General features: G+C 45.6%; 23 protein-coding genes. 14 read left to right on the forward strand and 9 right to left on the reverse strand.

Annotated elements, in window-relative coordinates; genetic code table 11:
• Nucleotides 1–45: 45 nt before the first annotated feature.
• Both ACE1CM_RS04620 and ACE1CM_RS04625 read right to left on the reverse strand, forming a co-directional pair.
• Nucleotides 46–387, reverse strand: a complete 342-nt coding sequence (locus ACE1CM_RS04620; RefSeq protein ID WP_226587502.1) for a carbon dioxide-concentrating mechanism protein CcmK — start codon at nt 385–387, stop codon at nt 46–48.
• A 92-nt stretch (nt 388–479) separates the two neighbouring features.
• Nucleotides 480–788, reverse strand: a complete 309-nt coding sequence (locus ACE1CM_RS04625) for a carbon dioxide-concentrating mechanism protein CcmK (protein WP_226587503.1) — start codon at nt 786–788, stop codon at nt 480–482.
• Between the two features lie 889 nt (nt 789–1,677).
• Here ACE1CM_RS04625 and ACE1CM_RS04630 point away from each other — a divergent pair.
• From ACE1CM_RS04630 to ACE1CM_RS04650, 5 genes are all read left to right on the forward strand, one after another.
• Nucleotides 1,678–2,751 carry an RRXRR domain-containing protein gene (locus ACE1CM_RS04630; protein WP_374876238.1) on the forward strand — a complete coding sequence of 358 codons (1,074 nt, stop codon included), beginning with the start codon at nt 1,678–1,680 and terminating at the stop codon, nt 2,749–2,751.
• Nucleotides 2,752–2,818: 67 nt separating this feature from the next.
• The gene (locus tag ACE1CM_RS04635; protein ID WP_374876239.1) at nt 2,819–4,711 is read left to right on the forward strand and encodes an NAD(P)H-quinone oxidoreductase subunit F; all 1,893 of its coding nucleotides are present in this window, start codon (nt 2,819–2,821) and stop codon (nt 4,709–4,711) included.
• A gap of 183 nt (nt 4,712–4,894) precedes the next feature.
• Nucleotides 4,895–6,388, forward strand: coding sequence for an NADH-quinone oxidoreductase subunit M (locus tag ACE1CM_RS04640; RefSeq protein ID WP_374876240.1), 1,494 nt, complete (start codon nt 4,895–4,897; stop codon nt 6,386–6,388).
• Between the two features lie 122 nt (nt 6,389–6,510).
• On the forward strand, nt 6,511–7,638 hold the full coding sequence (locus ACE1CM_RS04645) for a CO2 hydration protein (protein WP_374876241.1): 1,128 nt from the start codon (nt 6,511–6,513) through the stop codon (nt 7,636–7,638).
• 451 nt (nt 7,639–8,089) lie between these two features.
• Entirely contained in the window at nt 8,090–8,665 is a 576-nt protein-coding gene (locus ACE1CM_RS04650; RefSeq protein WP_374876242.1) for a transposase, read from the forward strand.
• Nucleotides 8,666–8,957: 292 nt separating this feature from the next.
• On the opposite strand, the gene ACE1CM_RS04655 is transcribed toward ACE1CM_RS04650, so the two are convergent.
• From ACE1CM_RS04655 to ACE1CM_RS04665, 3 genes are all read right to left on the reverse strand, one after another.
• Nucleotides 8,958–9,209, reverse strand: coding sequence for a hypothetical protein (locus ACE1CM_RS04655; protein WP_374876243.1), 252 nt, complete (start codon nt 9,207–9,209; stop codon nt 8,958–8,960).
• 63 nt (nt 9,210–9,272) lie between these two features.
• Complete coding sequence (locus ACE1CM_RS04660) at nt 9,273–9,533, reverse strand: hypothetical protein (protein ID WP_374876244.1); 261 nt, start codon at nt 9,531–9,533, stop codon at nt 9,273–9,275.
• Between the two features lie 30 nt (nt 9,534–9,563).
• Nucleotides 9,564–10,241, reverse strand: a complete 678-nt coding sequence (locus ACE1CM_RS04665; protein WP_374876245.1) for a tetratricopeptide repeat protein — start codon at nt 10,239–10,241, stop codon at nt 9,564–9,566.
• 61 nt (nt 10,242–10,302) lie between these two features.
• Here ACE1CM_RS04665 and ACE1CM_RS04670 point away from each other — a divergent pair, with 61 nt between their 5' ends.
• The 3 genes from ACE1CM_RS04670 to ACE1CM_RS04680 all read left to right on the forward strand — a co-directional run bounded on the left by ACE1CM_RS04670 (nt 10,303) and on the right by ACE1CM_RS04680 (nt 15,115).
• A complete protein-coding gene (locus ACE1CM_RS04670; protein ID WP_374876246.1) occupies nt 10,303–12,678 on the forward strand; it encodes a PAS domain-containing protein in 2,376 nt (791 codons plus the stop codon).
• The gene (locus ACE1CM_RS04675; RefSeq protein ID WP_374876247.1) at nt 12,675–13,133 is read left to right on the forward strand and encodes a response regulator; all 459 of its coding nucleotides are present in this window, start codon (nt 12,675–12,677) and stop codon (nt 13,131–13,133) included. Before ACE1CM_RS04670 ends, ACE1CM_RS04675 begins: the two co-directional genes overlap by 4 nt.
• Before the next feature lie 104 nt (nt 13,134–13,237).
• Complete coding sequence (locus ACE1CM_RS04680; RefSeq protein ID WP_374876248.1) at nt 13,238–15,115, forward strand: response regulator; 1,878 nt, start codon at nt 13,238–13,240, stop codon at nt 15,113–15,115.
• 67 nt (nt 15,116–15,182) lie between these two features.
• On the opposite strand, the gene ACE1CM_RS04685 is transcribed toward ACE1CM_RS04680, so the two are convergent.
• Genes ACE1CM_RS04685 through ACE1CM_RS04695 form a run of 3 tightly spaced genes read right to left on the reverse strand, consistent with a single transcriptional unit; the run spans nt 15,183 to nt 17,199 of the window.
• Nucleotides 15,183–15,716, reverse strand: coding sequence for a DUF2062 domain-containing protein (locus tag ACE1CM_RS04685; protein WP_374876249.1), 534 nt, complete (start codon nt 15,714–15,716; stop codon nt 15,183–15,185).
• A 34-nt stretch (nt 15,717–15,750) separates the two neighbouring features.
• Entirely contained in the window at nt 15,751–16,857 is a 1,107-nt protein-coding gene (locus ACE1CM_RS04690) for a glycerate kinase (protein WP_374876250.1), read from the reverse strand.
• 6 nt (nt 16,858–16,863) lie between these two features.
• A complete protein-coding gene (locus tag ACE1CM_RS04695; RefSeq protein WP_374876251.1) occupies nt 16,864–17,199 on the reverse strand; it encodes a DUF565 domain-containing protein in 336 nt (111 codons plus the stop codon).
• A gap of 154 nt (nt 17,200–17,353) precedes the next feature.
• On the opposite strand from ACE1CM_RS04695, the gene ACE1CM_RS04700 reads away from it, so the two are divergent.
• From ACE1CM_RS04700 to ACE1CM_RS04715, 4 genes are all read left to right on the forward strand, one after another.
• A complete protein-coding gene (locus ACE1CM_RS04700) occupies nt 17,354–17,944 on the forward strand; it encodes a hypothetical protein (RefSeq protein ID WP_374876252.1) in 591 nt (196 codons plus the stop codon).
• 172 nt (nt 17,945–18,116) lie between these two features.
• Nucleotides 18,117–20,012 (forward strand): ArnT family glycosyltransferase, encoded by a 1,896-nt coding sequence (locus ACE1CM_RS04705; protein ID WP_374876253.1) that lies wholly within the window; start codon nt 18,117–18,119, stop codon nt 20,010–20,012.
• Between the two features lie 463 nt (nt 20,013–20,475).
• Nucleotides 20,476–21,069, forward strand: a complete 594-nt coding sequence (locus ACE1CM_RS04710; RefSeq protein ID WP_374876254.1) for a hypothetical protein — start codon at nt 20,476–20,478, stop codon at nt 21,067–21,069.
• Nucleotides 21,070–21,090: 21 nt separating this feature from the next.
• Nucleotides 21,091–21,987 (forward strand): ABC transporter substrate-binding protein, encoded by an 897-nt coding sequence (locus ACE1CM_RS04715; RefSeq protein WP_374876255.1) that lies wholly within the window; start codon nt 21,091–21,093, stop codon nt 21,985–21,987.
• A gap of 475 nt (nt 21,988–22,462) precedes the next feature.
• Here ACE1CM_RS04715 and trmB read toward each other — a convergent pair whose 3' ends face one another.
• The gene (gene trmB / locus ACE1CM_RS04720) at nt 22,463–23,101 is read right to left on the reverse strand and encodes a tRNA (guanosine(46)-N7)-methyltransferase TrmB (protein WP_374876256.1); all 639 of its coding nucleotides are present in this window, start codon (nt 23,099–23,101) and stop codon (nt 22,463–22,465) included.
• 420 nt (nt 23,102–23,521) lie between these two features.
• Between trmB and ACE1CM_RS04725 the strand changes: the two genes are divergently transcribed.
• Both ACE1CM_RS04725 and ACE1CM_RS04730 read left to right on the forward strand, forming a co-directional pair.
• On the forward strand, nt 23,522–24,598 hold the full coding sequence (locus tag ACE1CM_RS04725) for a metallophosphoesterase family protein (protein ID WP_374876257.1): 1,077 nt from the start codon (nt 23,522–23,524) through the stop codon (nt 24,596–24,598).
• Nucleotides 24,599–25,644: 1,046 nt separating this feature from the next.
• Entirely contained in the window at nt 25,645–25,869 is a 225-nt protein-coding gene (locus ACE1CM_RS04730; protein WP_374876258.1) for a hypothetical protein, read from the forward strand.
• The last annotated feature ends 384 nt before the right edge of the window (nt 25,870–26,253 follow it).

Raw genomic sequence — 26,253 nt, forward strand, 5'->3', positions numbered from 1 at the left:
TTACCCTCGTTCCCACGGCTCTGCCTGGGAACGCCATTACCTATCCTATGGTCTGTTGAGAGGTCGAATGCCGCTGACGCTCTCGCGGAATTGTTCTACTGCTTCGGTGTAACGAATGGGTAGGACGTACTCCAGGTTTTCGTGGGGACGGGCAATGATGTGTGTAGAGACTACTTGCCCGCCGTTTACCCGCTTGACAGATTCTACGCCTGCTGCTACGGACGCTTGCACCTCGGATACATCTCCCCGCACAATTACGGTGACGCGACCGCTGCCAATTTTTTCATATCCGACCAAAGTGACGCGGGCGGCTTTCACCATTGCGTCGGCGGCTTCTACCACGGCTGGAAAGCCGAGGGTTTCAATCATTCCAACTGCAATTGCCATGAGTTCTTCCTTCGCTGAATCAAAGTGCTGCTATAGAGTTTGGACAAGGGACTTGCCAGTTATCAAGACGCGAGTCTATTAGGCTGGAAAACTTAGGTGCGGAATTGTTCCACCGCTTCGGTGTAACGAATCGGCAGGACGTATTCCAGGTTTTCGTGGGGACGGGCGATGATGTGGGTCGATACGACTTCGCCGCCGTTTACCCGTTTGGCTGCTTCGACGCCTGCGGCTACCGAGGCTTGTACTTCGGATACGTCGCCCCGGACGATTACCGTGACGCGGGCGCTACCGATTTTTTCATAACCGACCAAAGTGACGCGAGCTGCTTTCACCATTGCGTCTGCCGCTTCTACAACGGCAGGAAAGCCTCTCGTTTCAATCATTCCAACTGCAATTGGCATTATCTTCCTCCTTAAGCGATCGCCAACCTATTTTCGTCCATTTTTTGCCTCTAACATAAATTTGGACGAGAATACCCATTTTTCTGAGCGAGTACTATTTTTAGCCTCGTATCATTAAGCATAGAGAAGCATGGATACCTTGACAATATAAATTATTATGATATTTCCATATAAGATATGTTAATAAAACTTAACACTGCCGGACTGTAGGAGCGGCAGCAATAAAAGTCGATTTGTTCGGAAAGGGTCTGGTTATGTTTTATAATTTTTTCATAACTATGGAATAACTGGGAATTATCTGACCTGTCAGCCAGAGGATAGAGGATGTTTGTCTAAAGTACCCTAAACTAAAAAAGCAGTGGGGGTGGGAGGGCATTTTCGATGGGAGATGGGTCAACCGACGGTAACTCCACCAAGCCTGTAGATAATATAAACACAAGCAGACTCAGTACAGGCACTGAGAGAACCATAGATAAGATCGGGAGCTATGGGGGTGGTCGTTAATAATTATTTTAGGTATGAAGTATTAATCTTGAGCAATTTAAAGGTTAAAGTAAACAAAATCTAATCAATCCAATATGAATCGTCAATGGCAAGACACGCTTGGAGTGAATTGCGATTGGTGAGTGGTGCTGCTTTGTTTTTGAGGCAAAAATAGCAAGGACATTCTTAGTTTCACCTTCTGGGCTCTCCCATAGACGGAGATTAGGTAGACAAATACCTAATTAATTGGTGAATAGCCCACAGAGCCTAGTTCTGGCAAGTACTTCCGGATACTTCCCCAGTCCGGACAGATTACAAGACTGTTTGTCTAGTCGTTGGGAAAGCCAAGACATCTTGAATTAGGTGGGCGAGGGGACGAGTCAACTTTACTCGAAGGATTATCTCCATGTTACGAGTACCAGTTTTATCACCATCAGGCAAACGATTAATGCCAACCAAGTCTAGCAGGGCGAGACGTTGGTTAAAGGAAGGAAAAGGCAAAGTAGTATACAACGACCTTGGTATTTTCCAGGTACAGTTAGTCAACAATCCTGAAGAGTTCAATACTCAGAGGGTAGCGGTTGGCATTGATCCAGGCAAGCTTTACACAGCTATTGGAGTCCAATCTGCGAAATCTACCTTGTGGATGGGGCATCTTCAACTGCCATTTAAAACCGTTTCTGGACGCATGGAGCAACGTTTGATGATGCGTAGAGGGCATAGAGGTCGTCGTATTAATCGCAAGGTTGCGTTTAATCAACGCCCTGATCGCCAAAAACGGTTTAACAATCGCAAGCAATGCAAGGTTCCACCAAGCATTCGAGCCAACCGTGAATTGGAGTTGCGGATCTTGAGCGAATTGTCGCTAATTTACCCTATTACAACGATCGCCTACGAAGTAGTTAAAGCGCGTGGCGACAAAGGTTTTAGTCCTGTAATGGTTGGTCAGGAATGGCAGTTAGAAAATCTTAAGCAATATGGCGAAGTCAGTCAAATTGAGGGCTGGAAAACTGCCAATGTCAGACAACAGTTAGGATTGCACAAACAGAAACACTTCTTCGGTGATGCAATACCTGCTACACACGCTGTAGACGGCATCGCACTAGCTTGCAGTGCATTGATTAGGTACGGCATCATTGACAGCCAAACAATGGGGTGGAAAGGAAATGTTTCTGTTACACCTGCACCATTGGCTGTGATTCGTCGCCAGACTGGATCGCGCCGTCAATTACATCTGATGGTTCCTGCAAAAGGTGGAATTAGAAGGAAATATGGTGGTACTGTTACTCGTCACGGATTGAGAAAAGGCGACTATGTTGCAGCGACTTGTGGCAACAAAACCTATTGTGGCTGGGTAAGTGGTGACACCTCCAAACAAGTTTCTGTCTCTGACCACAATTGGAAACGTAATGGTCAATTCAGTAAAAACTCTCGTCCGATTGATACGACGCTCAACCGGATTAATTGTGACTGCGGTTAAAACCGCCGCGTCGTGTTCATCCCTGGTTTAAAAACACAAAGGTGACACACATACCGGAGACTTTTAGATGACAGAGTTTCTCACCCAAACAAGTTGGTGGGTGCCTTTTTATGGACTGATTGGTGCGGTCTTGACCTTACCCTGGTCGATGGGCATCATTCGTCGCACGGGACCTAGACCGGCAGCTTACTTCAACCTGTTGATGACCGTGCTGGCATTTGTTCACGGCACAATTGTTTTTAGATCTACCTGGAACAAAGAGCCACAAGAATTAATCCTCCACTGGCTAACCGTAGCAGATCTGGATTTATCCTTTGCGATTGATATCTCATCGGTGAGTGTGGGGGCGATGGAGTTGGTAACGGGGTTAAGTTTGTTAGCTCAACTCTTCGCCCTGGGATACATGGAGAAAGACTGGGCATTAGCCCGCTTTTTTGCTCTGATGGGATTTTTTGAAGGGGCGATGAGTGGCGTGGCAATTAGTAACTCGTTATTTTTGACTTACGCCTTGCTGGAAATGCTGACGCTTTCTACTTATTTGCTGGTGGGTTTTTGGTACGCACAACCTTTAGTGGTAACCGCAGCACGAGATGCGTTTTTAACCAAACGGGTAGGAGACGTGCTGCTGCTGATGGGGGTGGTAACATTAGCGACAATGGCGGGAAGTTTGAACTGGCCAGATTTGTATGACTGGGCAGAAAATACTACCTTGTCGCCAACGGTAGCAACTTTATTAGGTTTAGCTTTAATTGCGGGACCGACGGGGAAATGCGCTCAATTTCCGCTGCACATGTGGCTGGATGAAGCGATGGAAGGGCCAAACCCCGCTTCGATATTGCGAAACTCGGTTGTCGTTGCTGGCGGTGCTTACGTGCTGATTAAACTTCAGCCGGTATTGGTACTTTCCCCAGTAGCGTCGATGGCGTTGGTAGTAATTGGTACAACAACTGCCATCGGTGCGTCTTTGGTAGCGATGGCGCAAATTGACATCAAACGGGCATTATCCCATTCCACCAGCGCTTATTTGGGATTGGTCTTTATCGCCGTTGGGTATCAATGGACGGGATTTGCGCTGATGTTACTACTCGCCCATGGGATCGCCAAAGCTTTATTATTCATGAGCGCTGGCTCGGTCATACTCACCACCAACAACCAAAATTTAACCGAAATGGGCGGCCTGTGGTCAAAAATGCCCGCTACAACCACTGCTTTTATCGTAGGTTCGGCGGGGTTAATCGGACTGCTGCCTTTGGGCGGTTTTTGGGCGTTGCGATTGGGGATGGACGACTTTTGGACATCCCAACCTTGGATTGTGGCAGTTTTGCTGTTAGTTAACGCCTTGACTGCCTTAAATTTAACCCGCGTTTTTCGCCTGACATTCTTGGGACCAACTGCGCCGAAAACTCGTCGCGCCCCAGAGGTAGCATGGCCTATGGCAGTGCCGATGGTTTCGTTGACCATTTTCACCCTATTCGTTCCTGGGATGATGCAGCGCTTGGATTTGCTGCCAGACTGGATGTATATCAACCGAGATGCAGTTTTGCTGTTAGTTGCATCGGGGTTATTTGGTACCGCTTTGGGTGCGACAGTCGATCTGCAACGCACTTGGTCAAGACCGATACAAGTACCTTTGAGATTTGTGCAAGACTTGTTGGCTTATGACTTTTACGTGGATAGACTGTATCGCTACAGCGTAGTTTTTGCTGTCAACCAATTGTCCCGGTTAAATTCTGCCATTGACCGCTACATTGTAGATGGATTGGTTAATTTAGTCGGCTTTGGCACAATTTTCGGCGGACAAAGCTTGAAATACAGCGTTTCTGGTCAATCCCAGTTTTACGTGCTGACAATTTTGCTGGGAACTAGCGTTTTTGCCTTTTTGATGAGTTGGTTCATCGATCCAGAAGCTGTCAAAGCAATTGTAGATTGGGAATTTTGGCGATTAGCACTCAGTAAATAGCTAATGGCGTTCCCAGGCAGAGCCTTGGGAACGAGGCTAATGGCTAATAGCACATACCAAGCGAGCAATTAGCCATTAGCAATTAGCTATTAGCTAATGGCTAATGGCTAATAGCACATACCAAGCGAGCAATTAGCCATTAGCAATTACCAATTATCAAAAACTTAGGAGCAAGAGCGATAAATGCTTAGTGCCTTAATTTTGGTGCCGTTGATAAGTGCGATTATTGTGGGGTTATGGCCAGGAACTGTAGCGCCTATAATTATCCGGCGAGTGACCTTGGCGATCGCATGTGGTTTATTTCTCTGGTCGCTGGTCGTGGGGAGTCAGTTTAACCCCCAGGATATCAACCAGCAATTCTCAGAGTTTATCCCCTGGATTGATAGTTTAGGCTTAACTTACCATCTCGGCGTGGATGGGTTGTCTTTGCCTTTGCTGGTTTTAAATAGTCTGCTGACTTGCCTTGCGATTTCCAGCAGCGAGACATCTATCTCGCGACCCCGATTTTACTACACTTTGGTTTTGTTGTTGAATGCGGGTGTAGCTGGAGCTTTTCTGGCGCAAGATTTGCTGCTGTTTTTCTTGTTTTACGAGTTGGAATTAATTCCACTGTATCTGTTGATTGCTATTTGGGGCGGTCAGCGTCGGGGTTATGCAGCTACGAAATTTCTCATCTATACGGCGATTTCTGGAATTCTGATTTTAGCCGCTTTCTTTGGGTTAGTTTGGCTTAGCCATAGTCCCAGTTTTGCTTACGAACCGCTACTGGGTAACACCCTACCTTTGGCAACGCAATTGTTACTTTTAGCTGCAATTGTTGTCGGGTTTGGGATTAAAATTCCCCTCGTACCTTTCCACACTTGGTTACCCGATGCACACGTGGAAGCTTCCACGCCGATTTCCGTGCTGTTAGCGGGGATACTGTTGAAGTTGGGGACTTACGGGTTACTGCGGTTTGGGTTAGGTTTGTTTCCCCAAGCTTGGGCGTATGCAGCACCTTGGTTGGCGACTTGGGCGGTGATCAGCGTATTGTACGGTTCGTTTAACGCGATCGCTCAAACCGACATGAAAAAAATGGTGGCCTTTAGTTCGATCGGTCACATGGGTTACGTCCTCCTCGCCGCAGCCGCCGCTACACCCCTGGCGCTATTGGGCGCAGTTCTGCAAATGCTCAGTCACGGTTTAATTTCTGCCCTGTTGTTTCTCCTGGTAGGCGTTGTATATAAAAAGACAGGTACGCGGGATATCGAGATTCTGCGCGGACTGTTGAACCCGGAACGGGGTTTGCCTGTCGTGGGTAGCTTGATGATTGTGGGCGTGATGGCGAGTGCTGGAATTCCGGGGATGGTGGGCTTTATTTCGGAATTTTTGGTATTTCGCGGCAGTTTGCCGGTATTTCCGACTCAAACCTTGCTGTCGATGATTGGGACGGGGTTAACCTCGGTTTATTTCCTGCTGTTGGTGAACCGGGCATTTTTTGGCAGACTATCGGAAAAAGTGACGTATTTACCACCTGTGCAGTGGAGCGATCGCGCGCCTGCGATCGTTCTTGCTATCCTGATTGTAATCTTGGGCTTGCAACCAGCTTGGATGGTGCATTGGACAGAAAGCACCACCACCGCGATGCTGACAAATTATCCAGCAGTGGCACAAGTTTCTGCAATTAGCGGTCATTAATCAACCTCGCCCTTCACGGATTTTGATACGGATGCAGGGATGTTTAAATTAAAGCCATCTCTTCATCCTAATTTAAACTCTGTGTTATGGGCGATTGACCAATTACCCATTACCAATTACCCATGACGAACACAATTTTAAAACATCAACACCCGCTTACAGAATATATTAACCGTCTGAAAAGGGGACAAGCGCTGCTGCAAGATACGCCGGAAAATGTATTGGAAGTGGTGGGAATTCTCAAAAGTTATGGCGTGGTGATGGACGCCTACTATAAAAATCTCCTCTACATTGCCGACCATCAATTTTTAGTGCTGTTTCCCTTTTTTAAATACTTCAACGGCGAGATTACTTGGGGAAAATTGCTGCGCCATTGGTGGCACGATCGCATTAATTTTGAGTATGCAGAGTACTGCATGAGAACGATGATGTGGCACGGCGGCGGCGGGTTGGATGCTTATTTAGATTCACAGGAGTTTAGGAAGCGATCGCAACCCGCAATCCTTGCCAAAATTAAGCATAATTTCTTCATCCAAGGCGTGCAACAACTGTTTCCAGAATTTTTACCCGAACAGGTGCGTCTCTTTGCTTATTACAGCGCTTTGGGTCAATTTTGGCAGGTGATGTGTCCGATGTTCCTCGATTTATCCGATCGATATGACCGAGGAGAAATTAAATCGATTCCCCAAGTCGTACAACATATCTTAGATGCGTTAGTAGCAGCAGCAAATTTGCCGATTACCTACTCGGTTAAAATTGACGGTAAAGTGTACGAAATTATCCCAAAATCGGCAGGGTTAACCTTCCTTGCTGATACCGCCGTCCCTTACGTTGAGGCAGTTTTCTTTAGAGGCACGCCATTCCCCGGTACGGTTTCTTACAACGCACAAGCTCAAGCTATTTCCCCAGATCAAGGTAGATTTGAATATGGGGCATTGTATGCCGATCCATTACCTATTGGTGGGGCGGGAATTCCACCCACGCAATTGATGCAAGATATGCGTCATTATCTCCCAGAATATTTGCACGAAGTTTACCGCAAAACCCGTCGGGGAGAAGATGATTTGCGAGTGCAAATTTGTCAAACTTTTCAAAAGTCTATGTTCTGCGTTACAACGGCGGCAATTTTGGGATTGGCACCTCATCCCCTCAACACAACCGATCCGAAAGAACAAAAAGCAAATCAAGCTTATTTGGAAAACTGGATGGATCGGTTTATGACCTCGCGCTTGGTGGGTGTGAATAGTTAGAAACACTTTCATCCCCCTCTGCTTTAATAGGAGAGGGGGTATTTTATTTTATGCGATCGCGCCCCTAAATTTGGTATATCCACGGTGGCGTAGGGACACGGCGTCAAAGTCGCGGTAGTAGGGACACGGCATGATAAATTTTTGGTCTTGTGGGAAAGATTGTGGATGCCGTGTCCCTACATATCGACGGGGGTGCGATTAAAGATTGTTGGCGTAGGGACACGGCGTCAAAGATATCTTGGCAAGGGAAAATAACATTAATTATGCCGTGTCCCTAGATTTGGTATATCCACGGTTGTGTAAGGGAAAATAACATTAATTATGCCGTGTCCCTAGATTTGGTATATCCACGGTTGTCTAGGGTCACGGCATCAAAGATATCTTGGGAAAAGCAAACAATATTAATTATGTTCCCTACAGCAGGCATTTTTTTTTAAATATAATTTCCCCAATGGCATATAACCCCAAAAAACATCACCGACGTTCTATTCGATTACCCGAATACGATTACACCCAACCGGGTGCTTATTACATCACAATTTGCACCTACGAACGGCAATGTTGGTTTGGTGATATAGATAATGGGAAAATGCAGAAGAATTACTTGGGTTACATTGCCCATAGCTTTTGGCAGGCGCTTCCTCGTCGTTTTCCCCACATTCAATTAGATGTTTTTGTTGTAATGCCCAACCATCTGCATGGCATTCTGATTATTACCGATGAAGGATATCAGGCATTGCCAAAAAATAGGCCAAGAAAAGAACAATTTGGCAAACCCGTACCGGGTTCTATTCCTACAGTAGTTCGTTCTTTCAAATCAGCGGTAACTAAAAGAATTAATCTGATGCGCCGCACTAAAACGCCTCCTATCTGGCAAGATAATTATTACGAAAGTATCGTTCGCGTTGAAATTGGTTTGGATTGGATTCGACAGTATATTATCAACAATCCGCGCCAGTGGGAAATCGATCAAGAGAATATTAAATATCATTCAAATCAAATACTGGATTTGGGTTTAGATTTTTAATTCAAGATTGTCGCGGTAGGGACACGGCATAATGAATTTTTGGTTTTGTCCGAAAGATGGTGGATGCCGTGTCCCTACATATCGACGAGGGTATGGTGTAGGGACACGGCATGAGAATTTTTTGGTTTTGTCCGAAAGATGGCGGATGCCGTGTCCCAAAAGAGCGATGGGGGTATGGTGTAGGGACACGGCACGATCAATTTTTGGTTTTGTCCGAAAGATGGTGGATGCCGTGTCCCTACATATCGATGGGGGTGCGATCAAAGATGGTCGCGGTAGGGAGAAGGCACGATCAATTTTTGGTTTTGTCCGAAAGATGGTGGATGCCGTGTCCCAAAAGAGCGATGGGGGTATGGTGTAGGGACACGGCATGAGAATTTTTGGTTTTGTCCGAAAGATGGTGGATGCCGTGTCCCAAAAGAGCGATGGGGGTATGGTGTAGGGACACGGCATGAGAATTGTTTGGTCTTGTGAGAAAGATTTGGAATGCCGTGTCGCGGCAGATCGATGGGGGTGCGATCAAAGATTGTTGGTGTAGGGACACGGCATGAAAAATTTTTGGTTTTGTGGGAAAGATTTTGAATGCCGTGTCCCTACAGATCAACCTCTATTTTAATCCGCGATCGCGCTCTATATTATAAATTGCTTTTTCCCAATACCAATCTTCTGGCATTCCGGGGTTTTTCTCCCTTTCTAACTCAACAAGTCGCCACGCTGTATCCCAATGACCGCCAACGAGTATCATTAGTCTTTGCTGTACTCTGAAACTCGGTCTGCCTCTCGGAATATCTCTGGATAAATATGCTTGTTTTGCTCGCATTCTGTTGCGGTATTGTTGCGATGCTTCTACTTTTTTAATGTCTGACAATGCTTGTTGATAATTTGCCGTATTTCCTTGTTATATAACAGCCAATTTACTTTCTAATCTGGCATAAATTAACCCGCGATGAAAGTAAGCCTTGTCTTCTTGAGGATTGAGTTGGATTACCCAATCCAAGTCTCCAATTGCTCCACTGTAATCCCCTGACATTGATTTTTTCAGGGCTTCGTTGATGAATTCTTCAGGATTAAATTGGGGATTGTTGGTTGGATTTTCGGCAGCGGGGGGCGGTGGCTGAAGCTTTTTAATTGTTTCTATACACTGACGGCATTTAACCGCGTCTTTTTGTTCTAAATAAATTTCTGCTGCTTTTTTAAAGTTGGCGATCGCCGCCTGCACATTTCCCAATCTTTGGCAAGCAGTTCCTCGCAAACTATATGCTGGAGCATGGTTGGAATTGATGCGCGTCGCTTGCGTTGCATCTTCGATTGCTGCTGCAATATTTCCCAGCGCCAAATTGGTTAAACCTCGACCGCAGTAAGCGTTGATATTATCGGGATGCATCTGCAAAACTTCGTTGTAGTCTTCAATTGCACCTTGTAGATCTCCGCAGTCAAAGCGCGTCACAGCTCTTTTGTAGTAAGCATCGCTAAATTGAGGATTTACCTTTAAAGCACGGCTAAATTCTTTAATTGCCCCCGCTAGGTCGCCTTGACGAACTTTCTCTAATCCTAAGTTGTATAGTTCTTGATGCATAACGGTTTCTAGTTAAAGTGTAATTAATCGGGCTATAGATAGATGTTTTTCGATATTAACCATGCATTTTACCGACCGGCTCCTTAATTTTCCCTGTCTAGAGCAAGTCATCGATCGCTCTCCCTTGATTGTTGGACCAAATACTTCTGTACTCGATGCCATTGATTTGATGATTAAAGCACGAGGCAGCATTTGTCAAGTATCCAACTCAAATTCGTCCCCAGATTTGATTCCTACCAGTCCAACCACAACCAGTTGTGTATTGGTGGTGGAGGAGTCCCAGTTACTGGGGGTATTCACTGAGCGGGATGTAGTCAAGCTTACTGCGGCTGGAGTTGACTTATCTGGGGTGGCGATCGCCCAGGTGATGACGCGAGAAGTCATTACCCTCACCCAGTCGAATTCTGACAACATCCTGACGGTATTGTCCCTATTGCGCCAGTATCAGATTCGCCATCTCCCGATTTTGGATCGGCAAGGTCAGTTGGTAGGACTTGTTACCCCAGAAACTATTCTTGACCTTTCCCCGAAAGCCCACGAACTTCAGCAAATCGAGGAATCGCTGCGCGAGGGCGAAACCTATCGTTTACTGTTTGAACATAACCCCCAGCCTATGTGGGTTTACGATCTAGAAACCCTCGCTTTTCTCGCGGTTAATCAGGCGGCAATTCATCACTATGGTTATTCTCTTGCCGAGTTTCTTAATATGACGATTGCCGACATTCGACCGCCTGAAGATATTCCAGTACTGCAAGAAAAAGTTGCTAACCTTGCTGTTGAAGGTTACGCCAATTCGGGTTTGTGGCGACATCAAAAGAAAGACGGAACGATTATTGATGTAGAAGTTACTTCTAATGCTTTAACTTTTTTAGGCAGACTCGCCAGGTTTGTTTTAGTCACCGATGTTACCGAACGCCAGCTTGCCGAAAAGTCCCTGCGCCAGAGCGAGGAGAAGTATCGCCGGATTTGCGAACTTACTTCAGATTACATTTATTCCTGCTATGTCACTCGGTCAGGGGCAATTATTGATGAATGGGCAACAGCAAATTTGAGCCGAATTACAGGTTATACTTTTGCAGAATTGCCAGAGGGTGAAAATGGTTGGTTGAATCTGGTTTATCCCGACGATTTGCCAGCATTTAGTCAGTTTATTAACGAACGAATTTCAACTAATCAAGCTGGGTCGCTCGAGTATCGAATTGTGACCAAACAAGGGGATATTCGCTGGATTTGCGATCGCATACAACCCGAATGGGACGATGGCGAAGGGCGAGTGGTACGGTTTCTCGGTGCGACAGAAGATATCACCTCGCGCAAGCAAGCAGAAGCAGCGCTGCGGGAAAACAACGATCGCCTCACTTTGGCGCTAGAGGTAGCCAACATCGGCTCGTGGGATTGGAATATGTTGACAAACGAGACAATATGGACTTCCTATCACGAAACAATCTTTGGGTACGAACCCGGAACGCCTCGCCGTTTCTTCACCGACTGGTTTAACCGCATTCACCCAGAAGATTTACCCGAGATTAAGGCATCAGCACAAGCGGCGATCGCTTCACGACAAGATTTGGAGTGCGAGTACCGCGTTGTTTGGCCTGATGGCAGCATTCACTGGGTCGATTCCTTGGGTCGCTTTTATTACAATGCTCTTGGACAGCCGACGCGCATGGTGGGCGTACTTTACGATATCAGCGATCGCAAACAAGCCCAAGAAGCTTTACACAACAGCCAAGAGCAATTGCAAACTGCAATCGCCGAATTGACTCGTTCCAACAAAGAACTCGAACAATTTGCTTACGCCGCCTCCCACGACTTGCAAGAACCTTTGCGGAAAATCAATAGTTTTGCCGAATTGCTCGCTCACGATTACCGCCAACAATTAGATGAGATAGCTGACAAATACATTGATTACATCACCGATGGCGCAACCCGGATGCAAGCGCTGATCGAGGATTTATTGATCTATTCGCGGGTGGGGCGACAAGAGTTAAATAAACAGCCAACTGATTTAAATACTGTGGTATCTCAGGTAATAATCGATCTCAGCTTTGTCATCGCAGAAAACAACGCTATTATTACCACAACCCCACTGCCTACATTGTCAGCCAATCCTGTCCAAATGGCACAACTATTGCAAAATTTAATCGCTAATGGCATTAAATTCCGCCGCGACTGCCCTCCGGAAATTCACATAGCAGCTACGTTGCAAAAACAACAATGGCTGATTTCCGTGCAAGATAACGGCATCGGCATCAAACCGGAATATATCGAGCGGATTTTCGCCATTTTCCAACGATTGCACAGCCGTTCTCACTATCCTGGTAATGGCATTGGCTTAGCCTTGTGTCGTAAAATTGTCGAGCGACATGGCGGACAAATTTGGCTAGAATCTGAACCAGGAAAAGGCACAATTTTCTATTTTACTATCCCTGCATGACAAAATCTACTGTTCAATTAAACGAGAATGGGGAATTCATTGCAGTGCTGGTAATTGAAGACGATCCGGGGGATGCAGATCTGATCGAGATCGTCTTTCAACGCCAGCGAGAGAAGATTCAATTAAAAATTGTCCATGATGGGGAGGAAGCGATCGCTTACCTGCGGCAAACAGCGGGCGAGGTGCTACCCGACTTAATTTTACTAGACCTCAACCTCCCCGGCAAAAGCGGACGCGAAGTGCTGCAAGCGATCAAAAGCGACGAACAACTTAAACAAATCCCAGTTGTTATCCTTACCGGATCAAAAGCGCCTGAAGAAGTTTTGACGATCTACAAATTAGGAGCCAATGCCTACCTCACAAAACCCGCCGGTTTGGCAGGATTTAAACATATTATCCAGTCTATAGACCATTTTTGGTTAAACTTGGTTCACCTGCCCCCTAATTTGAGGTAAAATTGTTAAAATTTTTGGAACAGAGGGGTTTGTTAAGTTTCTTCACTCATTCTTCAAATATGGGAGCAAATACTCCTGGTCCAATAAAGATTGAATATAAAACCATGCTTAACGTCTCTGTCAGGATGCTTTTAATTGAGGACGACGAAGGAGATATCGATCTAATTCGGATTTATTTAGCCAAAGCTAAACAATTTTCCGCTCGTTTAGAGTGCGCCACAAGCTTAGAACAAGGACTCGACTGCCTACAACAGGGAGGCATCGACATAGTTGTGAGCGACTTGACCTTACCAGATGCCCAAGGACTCGAAACTTTTCGTCAAATTCATACTCGGTTTCCAAATATACCAGTAATCATTCTCAGCGGACTAGATGACGAAGAAATCGCCGTGAGTGCCGTATCTTTAGGGGCACAAGACTACCTGATTAAAGGCAAATTTAACCACTACTTGCTAGTTCGAGCCATCCGCTATGCTTTGGAACGGCATCAACTGTCGCAGACGCTCAAGCGACAGTTAATCGAGCTAGAGCAGACAAAACGCGCCGCAGAAGCCGCAAACAAGGCAAAAAGCGAGTTTTTGGCAAATATGACCCACGAACTGAGAACGCCGCTCAACGCCATCCTGGGTTTTACCCAACTGCTGAGTCGCGACCAAAACCTCAACTCCCAACAGCAGGAGCAATTACAAATTGTTAGTAAAAGCGGCGAGCATTTGCTGGAACTAATTAACGACGTTTTAACCATGTCCAAAATTGAAGCAGGAATGATCGAAATACATCCATCTTGCTTTAACTTGTACAATCTGATTGACTTCCTCCAAGATATGTTTCAACTTAGAGCCACATCCAAAGGCTTGCAACTAAATTTTAAAATCAGTCCAGACTCGCCCCATTATATCGAAACTGATGAAAGCAGGTTACGTCAAATTTTAATCAATTTACTTTCAAATGGAATTAAATTTACTGAATCGGGCAGCGTCACGCTGCAAGTCAAACTGGGGAATCGGGAAAATTTTTCTGGTTCACCCATGACCAATAACCAATTACTAATGACCTTTGAAGTAGAAGATACAGGGTGCGGTATTGCGCCGGAAGATTTAGAGAAATTGTTTCAGCCTTTTGTGCAAGGAGAAGCGGGGCGTCAGTCGGTAGGCGGAACGGGTTTAGGTTTGACAATTAGCCAGTATTTTGCCCAATTAATGGGGGGAAATATTAAAATAGCAAGTCAAGTGGGTAAGGGAACAGTTATTACTTGCGAGATTCCGGTAAGGACGGTGACGCCAGCAAACGCGGATGAGTTTCTGCAAAAAGTGCGAAAACCTCGAGCAATCGCATTAGCACCCAACCAACCCCAGTATCGCATTTTAGTCGTCGAAGATAAATGGGAAAGTCGTCACTTACTGGTGAAAATGCTATCACCGCTTGGCTTTGAAGTGTTTGAAGCCGAAAACGGTCAAGCTGGGATTGAAATGTGGGAAAAGATAGAACCTCAATTGATTTTGATGGATATGCGAATGCCTGTAATGGATGGGTATGAAGCGATCAAACGCATTAGATCTGATTTAAAAGGTCAAGCAACTGTGATTATTGCTTTGACTGCTAGCGTGCTGCAAGCAGGAAAAGAAATTGCGATGGCAATGGGATGCAATGACTTTATTTCTAAACCGTTTCAAGAGGAGGTTTTATTAGAAAAAATTGCCGAGCATCTGGGAGTGCGTTATCTCTACGATTCATCCGAACCTTCTTGGCAAGAGTCAGCCAAGGAAAATAGAATCATATCCGGCGAAGACTTAAAAATTATGCCTGACCAATGGCATCGGGATTTAAATCGGGCAGCGATTATGGGCGACGATGAAAATATTTTTGCCCTCATCGAACAAATCCCCGACGAACATGGAGATCTGAAAGCCGTTTTAAAAGATTTAGTCGATGATTTTAGGTTTGAAATACTGGTGAATTTAACTGACAATTTGCTGGCATAATTTGCTAATAGCTAATCGCTAATCGCCAAAAGGCAATTAACAATTAGCTATTAGCTATTAGCAATTATTAATATCGTCGTTTATCGCGCACGCGACGCACGAACCACAAACATAGGAAATAGCTGCCAACGGAACAAAGGGAACCTACTACAAAACAACCTACCAACAAATCGACTAAAAACTCCGTCCCCATTTGCATCATTCCTTGCCAGGAACTTATACTCTCACCCGAAAAAGATTGCTCCTGAGATCGCAACAGCCATCGACCGACATGGAAATTGAATGCATAAATTGGAATGGATGTCAAGGGATTGCTCACCCAAGTTGCGGCGGCGGCGACAATTTTATTGCCTTTAATTAAAGCGGCTAATAAGATAGCAGCAGCCATCTGGGTGGCGATCAGGGGAAACCACCCCGCGAACACACCCGCCGCAGCACCTCTAGCGATCGCTTCCGGACTGCCTCTGAGGCGAACAAAGCGCAAGTAAAAATAACGCCAGCGTCGCCGCCAATCCCGTTGGCTGCGTTTGCCTCGTCGTTGAGCAACTGATGTAGATTGGGAGGATTTGTTAAACCGGCGCTGCCTCATGTTGCTGGACATCGGGGTTAGTTCCACAGAGCGAAGAACCTAATTTTTAAGGTAAGCGATCGCTCGGCTTGTAGACCAGACCAATAGAACGATCGCGATTAATTTCGATGACTAAATCCACCCAATCTGAGTTTCTCGCCATTTGCTGAATAAACAATTCTGGGTGGATAGACTTCCAGAAATACTCAACAAATCGATCCACCGTTTCATCGCTCATTCCGGATTTTCCGGTAGAAATCATTTGTTGTTCCGCTTGTCGTCGCCACTGCTGGGAAAGGCGATAATCCGTTGGCAAAAGCAGGATCAAACTATCCAATCGTTGCCACAAGGGTAAATAATCCTGCAATTTTGCGTTCGCATCGCGGGCAAATCTGCGGTCATCTGCGGTTACAATCGGCGGCGGTGCATTGTCGAAGGCGCTGGGGTCGATAGGACGAACGCCGACAAACCATCCTTCAAACAGGACGATATCGATATTTTCCACAATTTCTGGTTGTGCGCGATCGCCTGCACCCCCCCAAGCCGATTTATCGAAGCGAGGCACTGCGATCGATTTGAGATTGTAGATTTCAGATTGCAGATTTGGATTTTCTTGCCCTCTGCGAAGTTGGTCTAAAACTTTTATACCTAAATCAATATCGTGGGTTCCGGGTGGCCCGCGCCAGATTAAGCGGGGGTCTTCCTGTTGCAACGCTAGGCGTTCGGGATAAGTTTTATACAAATCATCTAAGGAAAGACTCAGAGTACGGTATCCCAGGTGACCCAGAATTAAAGTCAGGATCGCTGCTAGGGTGGTTTTGCCGGTTCCCTGTCCGCCTAAAATTCCTTGAATTAAAGGGCGTTCTAATTGCTGCCGGTGACTTGCTAGCTGCATCGCTAAAGGTAACCACAGGTTGAAGAGGGTTTCCAGCCAAGCTGGGTGCTGCTTTATACCTTTTGTTTGGCACAATTGCATTAGGTCTGGGTAGATTGTATGGAAGAGGTGCGATCGCAAATCCAACACCTGCCTCACATTAGCTGGCGTAATGCCAAACGCTTTCGCCCTTAATTCATCCGCCAATTCCCAAGCTGCCAATTGTTCTATTGCGGATAGGGGTAGCGCTTCTGATGTGGTTAACTTTTGCAGGAACTGATTTAGTAATTCAGTCGTCATAGTCGATCAAGACCCCAATTTGAAAGCTTCCACAAACAAACTGTAAGTGAGGCCAATTTTGAGCGCGTTCAACATATCGATGACAAGCGATCGCGTTCCTCTTCTGCGAGATATGCTGTAACAAATCCAACTAGCAGATTCCGTAAATATAACTAATATACCGGCGGCGATAATATCCCAGTCAGCGGCTTGTCCGGCGGTGGTTGAAATCGCCGTTCCCAGAAAAATCCCGAACAGCAGGCTGATTACCATCAAGGATAGTCGCCGCCAGGGGTTGCGAAGCCAGCCCCCAAGTCGAGCGCCGACAACATCCAGTAAATTGTTCAGACGGGTGTTTTGCATAAATTTTGCCTCAGAAAATCCGGACGCGGAGGATATGCCCTTGTATAGAGTATGTTTTTCACCTTAAAGTGCTTTCTATCCCACTGGGGATCTGGTATAACGAACAGGCAATCTGTAAGGGCTTCAATATTAAGACTAATTATTAGTAAGGACTATGAAAATACATTTACAGGTTTATGCTGCGGTTATTATTGCTACAGCATTTTTGCTCGCAATCTGGCAAGTACTGGGAGAATGGCAGTTCAGCATTACGGTTGAACCCCCAGAAGCCGAACTTCCACCTGTTCCAACCTCGCCCGAAGTGCTACCCGTTACCAAATCGACTTCTAACTCCGCCTCCAACTCAACACCAGCGCCAACCTTGGTGCAGCCGTTAGCAGCGACCAATCGAGCCAAGGCTCGTTCTAAAGCACCAGCGACAGCAGCAGGAACCTTGCGAGTCAGCAATCAAAGCACTCATCCGGTTCGGTTAGCTTTGCTACCCGTACAGTCTAACGCCAAATCTGGTAAGCAGCCAGCTTACGGCGCACCTGCACACTGGGATTTTGCCCCCGGAGAAGGGGGTAGCCGGGGATTGGTGTTGGCGCTACCCGATGGTAATCTGAAACTAAATCGGGGAGATGTTTTGGTGGCTTTTGCGCAAGATGGTTCCAGCCGCTACTGGGGGCCATACGTCGTAGGCGAAACAGGCGTACCCCTATGGAATAGTCAGAGATCTGAATGGCAGTTGATTTTGCAGCCTTGAATTCCCCATCAGATCTGTGGGGGCACGGCACGATCAATATTTCGTTTACTGTTACCATGTTGCACCTGCCGTGCCCCTACCCCAAACCGTCTGTGGGGGCACGGCACGATCAATATTTCGTTTACTGTCACAATCTTAAACGTGCCGTGCCCCTACTAAGGCTGACAAAGGCTTGAAAGCTAGATACATGAAACTTGGCGATCGCATCACCATCCCTATGAAAAAATTCTGGCAGCAGCATCCGCGCCATCGTTGGATACTGTCGATTCTGTGGGTGCTATTAATTGGCTTTTTGGCCTTTTTCTGGAATTTAGGCAGCATTGGTTTAATCGACGAAACCGAACCGCTGTTCGCCGAAGCGGCACGGCAAATGACCGTGACGGGGGATTGGATCGTGCCGTTTTTTAACGGCAAAACGCGCTTTGATAAGCCGCCGTTGGTTTACTGGTTAATGGCGATCGGATATAAAATTCTAGGTGTCAACGAGTGGAGCGTCCGCCTACCGAGTGCAATTGCTGCACTAGGGCTAACTGCACTCGGCTTTTACACCCTACGCCGTTTCGCATTTTTGCGACAAATTCGGTTAATTGAACAAAAAATCCCGAATTATCTTTGGTTTTCTGCCTGGATTGGTGCTGCCCTAATTGCCTTAAATCCGCTTACCCTAGTTTGGGCAAGAACCGGCGTCTCGGATATGCTACTCGTAGGTTGCATGGGGTCGGCACTGCTATGCTTTTTTATCGGATATGCCGGAATTCGGGAAGAAGAGAGGGAGACACGGGGATGGGGAGACGCGGGGAAACAAATTGACTCGTATTTTTCTCCTTGGTATGTAGCATTTTACGTGCTGAGTGCTTTGGCAGTTTTGGCGAAAGGTCCGGTGGGAATAGTATTACCAGGGTTGATAATTGCTGCTTTTCTGGTTTATCTGGGCAAATTTAGGCTTGTTGTGCCGCAAATGCGACCGCTTTTGGGCGGATTAATTTTTGCCGCAATTACTATTCCTTGGTACATCCTGGTAATTTGGAAACAGGGCGACGCTTATATTAATTCGTTTTTTGGGTATCACAACTTGCAACGGTTTACCAGCGTCGTCAACGATCATGCTGCGCCGTGGTACTTTTATTTTTTAATAGTGTTGGTGGGATTTGCTCCTTGGTCTGGTTACTTGCCCTTAGCGATCGCGAGACTGCGCTTTTGGGATCGAAAATACTGGCAAGCTGCACCCGCTTCGACTCAGTTAGGTTTATTCGCCCTATTTTGGTTTGCAGGCGTTTTCGGTTTCTTCACCATTGCTGTCACTAAACTACCCAGTTACGTACTGCCCTTAATGCCTGCGGCGGCGATTATGGTAACGCTGTTGTGGACTGAGCAAATGAGCTTCGGGGCAGGTGAGAAAGTGGGAATTAGGAATGCCACATACCCGATGCTTCAGTTAGGACTTTGGTGGAGTGGCTTATTTAATTTAGTGTTGGTATTAGCGATCGCATCTTTTATTTTCTTGAGTCCCAACTTGATCGGATATGACCCCGCCGTGCCCGATCTAAAACAGGTGTTGCAACAGTCAGGCATCCCCCTGCGGGGAGGAATAATTTGGGGAATAACGGCGACTGCGGTGGCGTTTTTGTTGCGAAAAAAACAGCTTCAACCTTGGCTTTGGAGTGCCAATTTACTGGGATTTATCGCATTTTTGATTTTTGTCTTAACTCCGGGCTATTTTTTAGTAGATAAAGTGCGCCAGCAACCGTTGCGAGAACTAGCTGCAATCGCAGTTCAACAGCAGAAACCTGGAGAAGAATTAATCATGGTTGGATTTGAAAAACCCAGCGTGGTATTTTACACCCAAAAACCAGTAACATTTTTCCCCAACTTTGAATTTACGATTTTCCACATTCAGCAACTCGCTGCCACTAACCCCGCTTCACCTTCAGTACTAATTCTGGCTCAATATAACAAAACCGGAGAAGCATTTCTACAGCCAGGTCAATATAAAATTATCGGTGAATCCGGAAGCTACAAGCTAATCCGATCCTCTAAAAAACAATTTTTACCTTCCCTCATAAAGTAGGTTGGGTTGAGGTAACGAAACCCAACACCAAAGCAGTAGCTGAACTTTATAATATCCCGGACAAGGGTCTTACTCCCTTCGCGCTATAACACCATCTATCTCTTCTTTTCTCTTACCTCTGTGTTCTCTGTGCCTCTGTGGTTCGTTAATGAGGTATTCTTCTGATGCGAAGAGAGTAAGACACTTCAAATGCTCCACGTCTGGAGTGTCTCCGCGTCTGGAGTGCCATCTTCGCTCAATGCTTGGTGCGTTACGAGTACGGCTACCCCACCCTACTAGCTCTACTTTTTTCCGACTCTTTCCTGATTTTCTCCGATTGACGAGGTAAATGTATTCAGAACTGCTGAAGCTGCTTGTAGGTTGTTGAGGTGCTATCTGCCGCCACTTATTTTTGCTGTTATACCGCTTTCTTGGTGGGAGCGATAGTTCAAAATCTCTGCAAGCGTTCAGCATTTAGACTGGGTTGGCGATTCCAGGCAAGATACAAACTATCAAAGTATTTGGTGACGAAATGATGTTCAACGTAGTTCCAGATTTTCTTATTTTTATCATTGATGTAGTATTATTAAGCTTAGCTTTAAATTTACTAGCTAATATTATACATATTCCTCCCACACGAAGAAATCGTATTATTTTGGCTGTAATAGCATTATTTTTGGCAATAATATTATTCTGGATTAAAAATCTTGTCTATCCACCGCCAATTTGTCAATTATCATCTGATGTTGCAAACCGTCTAAGTACAGGAGAAAATAATCTTACGATCAAAAACACACCAAATGAAAAGGATAGAGAAGAAGAAATATACAAAAATAACAGAGACGTAGATCCAAATAACTCATACCTACTTGCTGTCGCTGTACCTGGGAATGCTCGACAACAAGCAGCAAGAGCTATGTTAGCGGGCGTTGCCGATGCACAAACGAAATTCAATCAAGCTCAGAAAGACCCAACTACACCAAAAAAACCATCCCAACCAAAACTTTTAAAAATTGTAGTTGTTGATGATAATGACGATAAAGATATTGCCAATAAAGTTGCCTGCCAAATTGCGTAAAATCCCAAATGGAAAAATATTTTGGGAGTTATCGGACATCATTCTAGCAATGCTAGTAAAGCAGCTTTGGAAATATACGCAAAAGCTGGCATCACAATGATAACTCCAAGCAGCACCAGTACAAATTTAAAGCAAGACTCAAACAACAAAGTTTTTTTTAGAGCAACTGTTTCTAATGCAGCTTTGGGGCGTAGTTTAGCTGACAAGATCGGAACCTTAGGTAAAGTTCGTATATTTTATGAAGGTAATAATGAATATAGCAAAGACTTGAAGAATAAATTTAAAGAATTTTTAGATACCACTCTAGTTGAGAAAGAAATTGACATACAACCTTCTAATTTCACAGAAAGTGATGTACCTCCAACACCTAATTATGTTAAAGCTGCTGTCTTTTTCTCGAGTGGTGGTACAGAAGGAACAAATAAGCGAACAATTAGTTTAATAAAAAAAATAAAGGCCGAAAACCCTAGGATAAGGTTATTTGGTGGAGATTCGCTTTATGAGGGATTGAACTTGTCCATAGGTAAGACGGATATTGAGGGGTTGAAGTTAGTTTTTCCCTGGTTTCCTGTGGACTCAGAAGGAAAGACGATTTCCCCTTATGCCAAAGAATCTCAAGCAACCTGGGGCGGACCAATTAATTGGGTGACAGCAAGCAGCTATGATGCTACTCGGGCATTTCTGGCGGCAATATCCAAAGCTGAAGAAACATCTGGAAAGGTAGAGCGAAAATCTGTTTTAGAGTCTTTACCAAAGGTTGTTCTTGAAAAAAAGTTTACATCAGGGGAGAAACTAGAGTTTCAAAATGGTGAACGGCAAGGCGGAAAACCTGTTTTTGTAGAAGTAGTTCAGAAAACAAAATTGCCAAAAATATTGCAGTGTAGCTTTGAGGTATGTTTTAAACCTGTGAAAAATTAGGTTGGTTTGAGGTAACGAAACTCAATAGGACAGAACTTACGCAAGAAGAGAAAAGAAACCCGGTTTCTTCGTCAATCTCTGGTTGGCAAACCAAGGATTTTTCGGATCGCCCCTTGTTTCTTTGCGTAAGTCCTGTAGGAAATAGTAACCGGTTGGGTTTCGCTGTCGTTCAACCCAACCTACAATACTGCTGTCTTAGTTGATATCTCTTTGACAAACCAACGATTTTGCGGTTCGCCCTTTGTTTCTTTGCGTAAATTCTGACAAATTAACTCATATGATGTCAGGCAACTCACCCATAATTAAAACTCAGATCGTCCCCCTATCCCCGCGTCCTTAGCGTCAGTCCTAACTAAGGGTATTCAAGCGGAAATGATATCATTGGCGAGCGGAAATCTAGGGAACATTTTATAACCTTTGGTATAAACCAAAAATTCTTCCACGTTCCCTAGGATGCCGTGCCCCTACTGGGCAATTATTGACCTTTTTTAAACAACGCTCGGTAAACAGGTTCTCCTTTTGCTTGAGTGGCAATTTCCCGTTCTGTAGGCACTGGGAGGGGATTTTCTGGTAACCAAGTATCGCCATTCTGACTCAAAAAAGCTGGATGATTAGCGAAGCGTTGCTGCATTTCCACCGCCACTTCTTCGATATCCGACTGAAGCAAAATTAATCCCCCTGGTGCTAAATAAGTTGCCAACAAATTAACCAATTCCGGTTGTACGATGCGCCGCTTTTGATGCCGTTTTTTAAACCAGGGATCGGGAAATTGAATCGTAACGTACTGTAACGTTCCCGGTGGCAGAGAACTGAGCAATGCTTGCAAAGTGTTATTGGCATTGCAAAACAGATAATGGAGATTGGTCAACCCCAACTCATCCCGCAAGCGATTTGCTTCTTCTACCAAGGGTTGGCGAATTTCTAATCCCAGAAAGTTCCAATCCGGTTGTAGTTGTGCCATTTTTAACACAAACCTTCCCCGCGCGCAGCCAATATCTAGATGTAAAGGCTGTGTCGGATTGGCGTATACTTTCTCCCAGAGGGGAGGCTCGGTAGGTGTCTGATACTTTCTACACAGGGGATTGACATGTTGTCGAACTCGAACCGCAGACAAGGTGACGCTCCTTTTAAGAATTTCAGATTTTAGATTGCAGATTGCAGATTTAAACCGCTACAGGAAAAGGATTTTAGCAATCCACAGGGTAAGGATGCTCTTGAGTGTTTTACTGGTGGCGGTGCGTTACACTTCGTTAACGCACCCTACATTATTACTGGAGGCGGTGCGTTACACTTCGTTAACGCACCCTACATTATTACTGGTGGCGGTGCGTTACACTTCGTTAACGCACTACATTATTACTGGTGGCGGTGCGTTACACTTCGTTAACGCACTACATTATTACTGGTGGCGGTGCGTTACACTTCGTTAACGCACCCTACATGCTCGATCCTCTCCCTCTTTTCAATCTAAAATCTAAAATCTAATATCTAAAATTTTCCTCTCGGTGTTATGAGTTGAAATTTTCGGTTTGCGGTGGTAAGCGACTTACACATTGCGGTACCTCACACCGTTTGGGATCATCCTAGCCGGTTTCATCTGGTGGAATTGGGTATCCCGGCTTTAGAAATTGTACTGCGCCATCTGGAACAACTCGACTTGGATTTTATCCTGTTACCGGGGGACTTGACGCAGCACGGGGAAGCGGATAACCATGCTTGGTTGAGCGATCGCATATCCCAGCTCCCTTTTCCAGCATATGTCGTTCCGGGAAATCACGACGTTCCCAGTTTACTACGCAACGAGCAATCGATTGGTTGGGCAGATTTCCCGCGCTACTACCGTAAAGCGGGTTACGACGACGCGACACAACTTTACTATACCTGCGAAGTTCTGCCCGGATTGCGCCTGATTGGACTCAACTCGAATCAATTTGACGCGGAAGGTAAGCAGATTGGATGTTTAGATGATACCCAGTTGGATTGGTTGGAACAAGTTCTAGCACAAACCAAAGACGAGTTTGTCTTGGTGATGGTGCATCATAACGTAGTCGAACACTTACCGAATCAATCCCAGCATCAGCTGGGGCGTCGGTATATGTTAGACAATGCACCCGTTTTACGGCAAATGCTGCGAAAAGCTGGGGTGCAATTGGTATTTACGGGTCATTTGCACGTCCAAGATATTGCCCAGGATGACGGTTTATACGATATCACTACCGGGTCTTTAGTCAGCTATCCCCACCCTTATCGCATCTTGCACTTCCGCACCGATAATTATGACCGCAAATGGTTGCAGGTCGAGTCGTATCGGGTGGGAGAAGTTCCGGGTTGGACGACTTTGGCGCAGACATCGCGGGAGTGGATTGGGGAGCGATCGCTTCCTTTCATGCTCAAATTGCTGACAGATACTCCTTTGAATTTACCCACTGCAACCGCAGAAAAACTAGCACCGAGTCTGCGCTATTTTTGGGCGGATATTGCCAACGGGGATGCTATTTTTGATTTTCCCCAATTTCCCCCCGCTGCCCGCAGGTATTTTGAGCAATTTGGTGCTATCAACCGCGACGGTATTCCCACGCTGATTGATAATTGCACGACTTTGTTGCTTTAGCCTTCGTTCGTAGTAGGCGCTGCCATCGCCTACTACAAACCCGCGCCTCATGTTCCAATCTTAAATCTTAAATCCCTTGACTTTTCTGTGAGTTTTCTGATATTGTTATTTTCATAATGGTCAAGGCGCGCGCTTATATATAACGGAAAAAAGATCGCGGCTGTTTGAGTAAGGAATATCAGAAAAAACTTGCCATTCACCCGGTAAAGAAAGCAGAAGCATCCCGATTCGCACCAGGGGTAGGGAACATCAGCAGACTTATGGCAAAATTCACAGCCCGATAGGGAATAAATTCCCTGTCTCATAGCTAAAGTCGGTTAAAACCGACTGTGAATCTTGGTTTTTAGTTTGTTTTAACGGACTTTAGCTATTAGCCCGGAAATTGATTTCCGGGCGGGCTATGGGTTTTTGCCAGAGGTTTAGTCACAGCCCGAAAAGAAAGCAAAAGCATCCCGATTCGCAGCAGGGGTAGGGAACATCACCAGGCGTAGGGAACATCAATAAATTTTGTCGCCAATCCAAAGATGTTTGAATGTTCCCTGCAATATCGCATTCCCCAAAGATGAAAGTATCTGACCAAAAATCAAAGCAAAGATTCCCGATGCGCAACGGGGGTAGGGAACATCAGTAAATTGTCCCGCCCAAAGATGTGGGAACGTTCCCAAAAATGTCGCATTCCCCAAAGATGAAAGTATCTGACCAAAAATCAAAGCAAAGATTCCCGATGCGCAACGGGGGTAGGGAACATCAGTAAATTGTCCCATTCCCCAAATATGTTTGAATGTTCCCTACAATTTTGAACCCCGTGTCCCTGCAATTTTGCGTCACACCCAATGGAAAAAGGCTGTCATTTCAGGTTAATTTTCTCGCGCGTCAAGCTTTTATACTCGCGAGTGAGTTTTTTAGCTTCGCTAACGAGTCTTTTAAACTCGACGGCGAGTAAAAGAGACTCGCCAATGAGTCTAAATGACAAGGGCGACGAGTATCTGAAACTCGACGGCGAGTAAAACAGACTCGTGCATGAGTATAAAAGACAAGGGCGACGAGTGTCCCAGACTCAATCGCGAGTATCAGATACTCATACTCAATCGCGAGTATTTGAGGCAATAGCGGCTGGTGTAGAGCTTATTCTGAGAGTAGTTGTTGTAATCGTGCGAGTATTTCTGGCTGGGTTTCTTCATCGGCAGAGTCTAGCTGCTGCCATCATTGCTGCGCTGCGGGAGATTGTTGGAGTAGCTGGGTACACTTTACCAAGCGCGAGGAATTCCTGAACTGTCTCTGCTTGTTTTGATCCCAGTCGCTGTAATATTGCGAGAGATTGCTGCCAGTGCTAAAGGCTCTCCCGTAGTTATGGTGATAAATTTATCTAATATTTTGTAGGTGGGTTGAGCGTGGGATTACCCAACTCTCTCCAAGCTAACAAGTTTGGTTTCGGCTCGCGGAACCCAATTTAAAGTATATAAGATATTATTATAAAGTAAACTAGAGGAAAGCCGAATCTGCGTCTCTTTAGATCGCAGAGTGTCAAAAAGGCTGTATCCTTGTAAAAGGTCGAGTTGTTAGAGCGTAAACCACAGGACTGCAATCGCAGCCAAAACTTGTGACATCGCTCTGGCTAGGGGGCGTGGCGGAATGGTAGACGCTACGGACTTAGA

This window comes from Microseira sp. BLCC-F43, from assembly GCF_041929235.1.
Taxonomy (GTDB): domain Bacteria; phylum Cyanobacteriota; class Cyanobacteriia; order Cyanobacteriales; family Aerosakkonemataceae; genus Microseira.

Coding starts and splice junctions, on each gene's coding strand:
- ACE1CM_RS04620 (WP_226587502.1), bottom strand. CDS start 387: ATGGCAATTGCAGTTGGAATGATTGAAACCCTCGGCTTTCCAGCCGTG.
- ACE1CM_RS04625 (WP_226587503.1), bottom strand. CDS start 788: ATGCCAATTGCAGTTGGAATGATTGAAACGAGAGGCTTTCCTGCCGTT.
- ACE1CM_RS04630 (WP_374876238.1), top strand. CDS start 1,678: ATGTTACGAGTACCAGTTTTATCACCATCAGGCAAACGATTAATGCCA.
- ACE1CM_RS04635 (WP_374876239.1), top strand. CDS start 2,819: ATGACAGAGTTTCTCACCCAAACAAGTTGGTGGGTGCCTTTTTATGGA.
- ACE1CM_RS04640 (WP_374876240.1), top strand. CDS start 4,895: ATGCTTAGTGCCTTAATTTTGGTGCCGTTGATAAGTGCGATTATTGTG.
- ACE1CM_RS04645 (WP_374876241.1), top strand. CDS start 6,511: ATGACGAACACAATTTTAAAACATCAACACCCGCTTACAGAATATATT.
- ACE1CM_RS04650 (WP_374876242.1), top strand. CDS start 8,090: ATGGCATATAACCCCAAAAAACATCACCGACGTTCTATTCGATTACCC.
- ACE1CM_RS04665 (WP_374876245.1), bottom strand. CDS start 10,241: ATGCATCAAGAACTATACAACTTAGGATTAGAGAAAGTTCGTCAAGGC.
- ACE1CM_RS04670 (WP_374876246.1), top strand. CDS start 10,303: ATGCATTTTACCGACCGGCTCCTTAATTTTCCCTGTCTAGAGCAAGTC.
- ACE1CM_RS04675 (WP_374876247.1), top strand. CDS start 12,675: ATGACAAAATCTACTGTTCAATTAAACGAGAATGGGGAATTCATTGCA.
- ACE1CM_RS04680 (WP_374876248.1), top strand. CDS start 13,238: ATGCTTAACGTCTCTGTCAGGATGCTTTTAATTGAGGACGACGAAGGA.
- ACE1CM_RS04685 (WP_374876249.1), bottom strand. CDS start 15,716: ATGTCCAGCAACATGAGGCAGCGCCGGTTTAACAAATCCTCCCAATCT.
- ACE1CM_RS04690 (WP_374876250.1), bottom strand. CDS start 16,857: ATGACGACTGAATTACTAAATCAGTTCCTGCAAAAGTTAACCACATCA.
- ACE1CM_RS04695 (WP_374876251.1), bottom strand. CDS start 17,199: ATGCAAAACACCCGTCTGAACAATTTACTGGATGTTGTCGGCGCTCGA.
- ACE1CM_RS04700 (WP_374876252.1), top strand. CDS start 17,354: ATGAAAATACATTTACAGGTTTATGCTGCGGTTATTATTGCTACAGCA.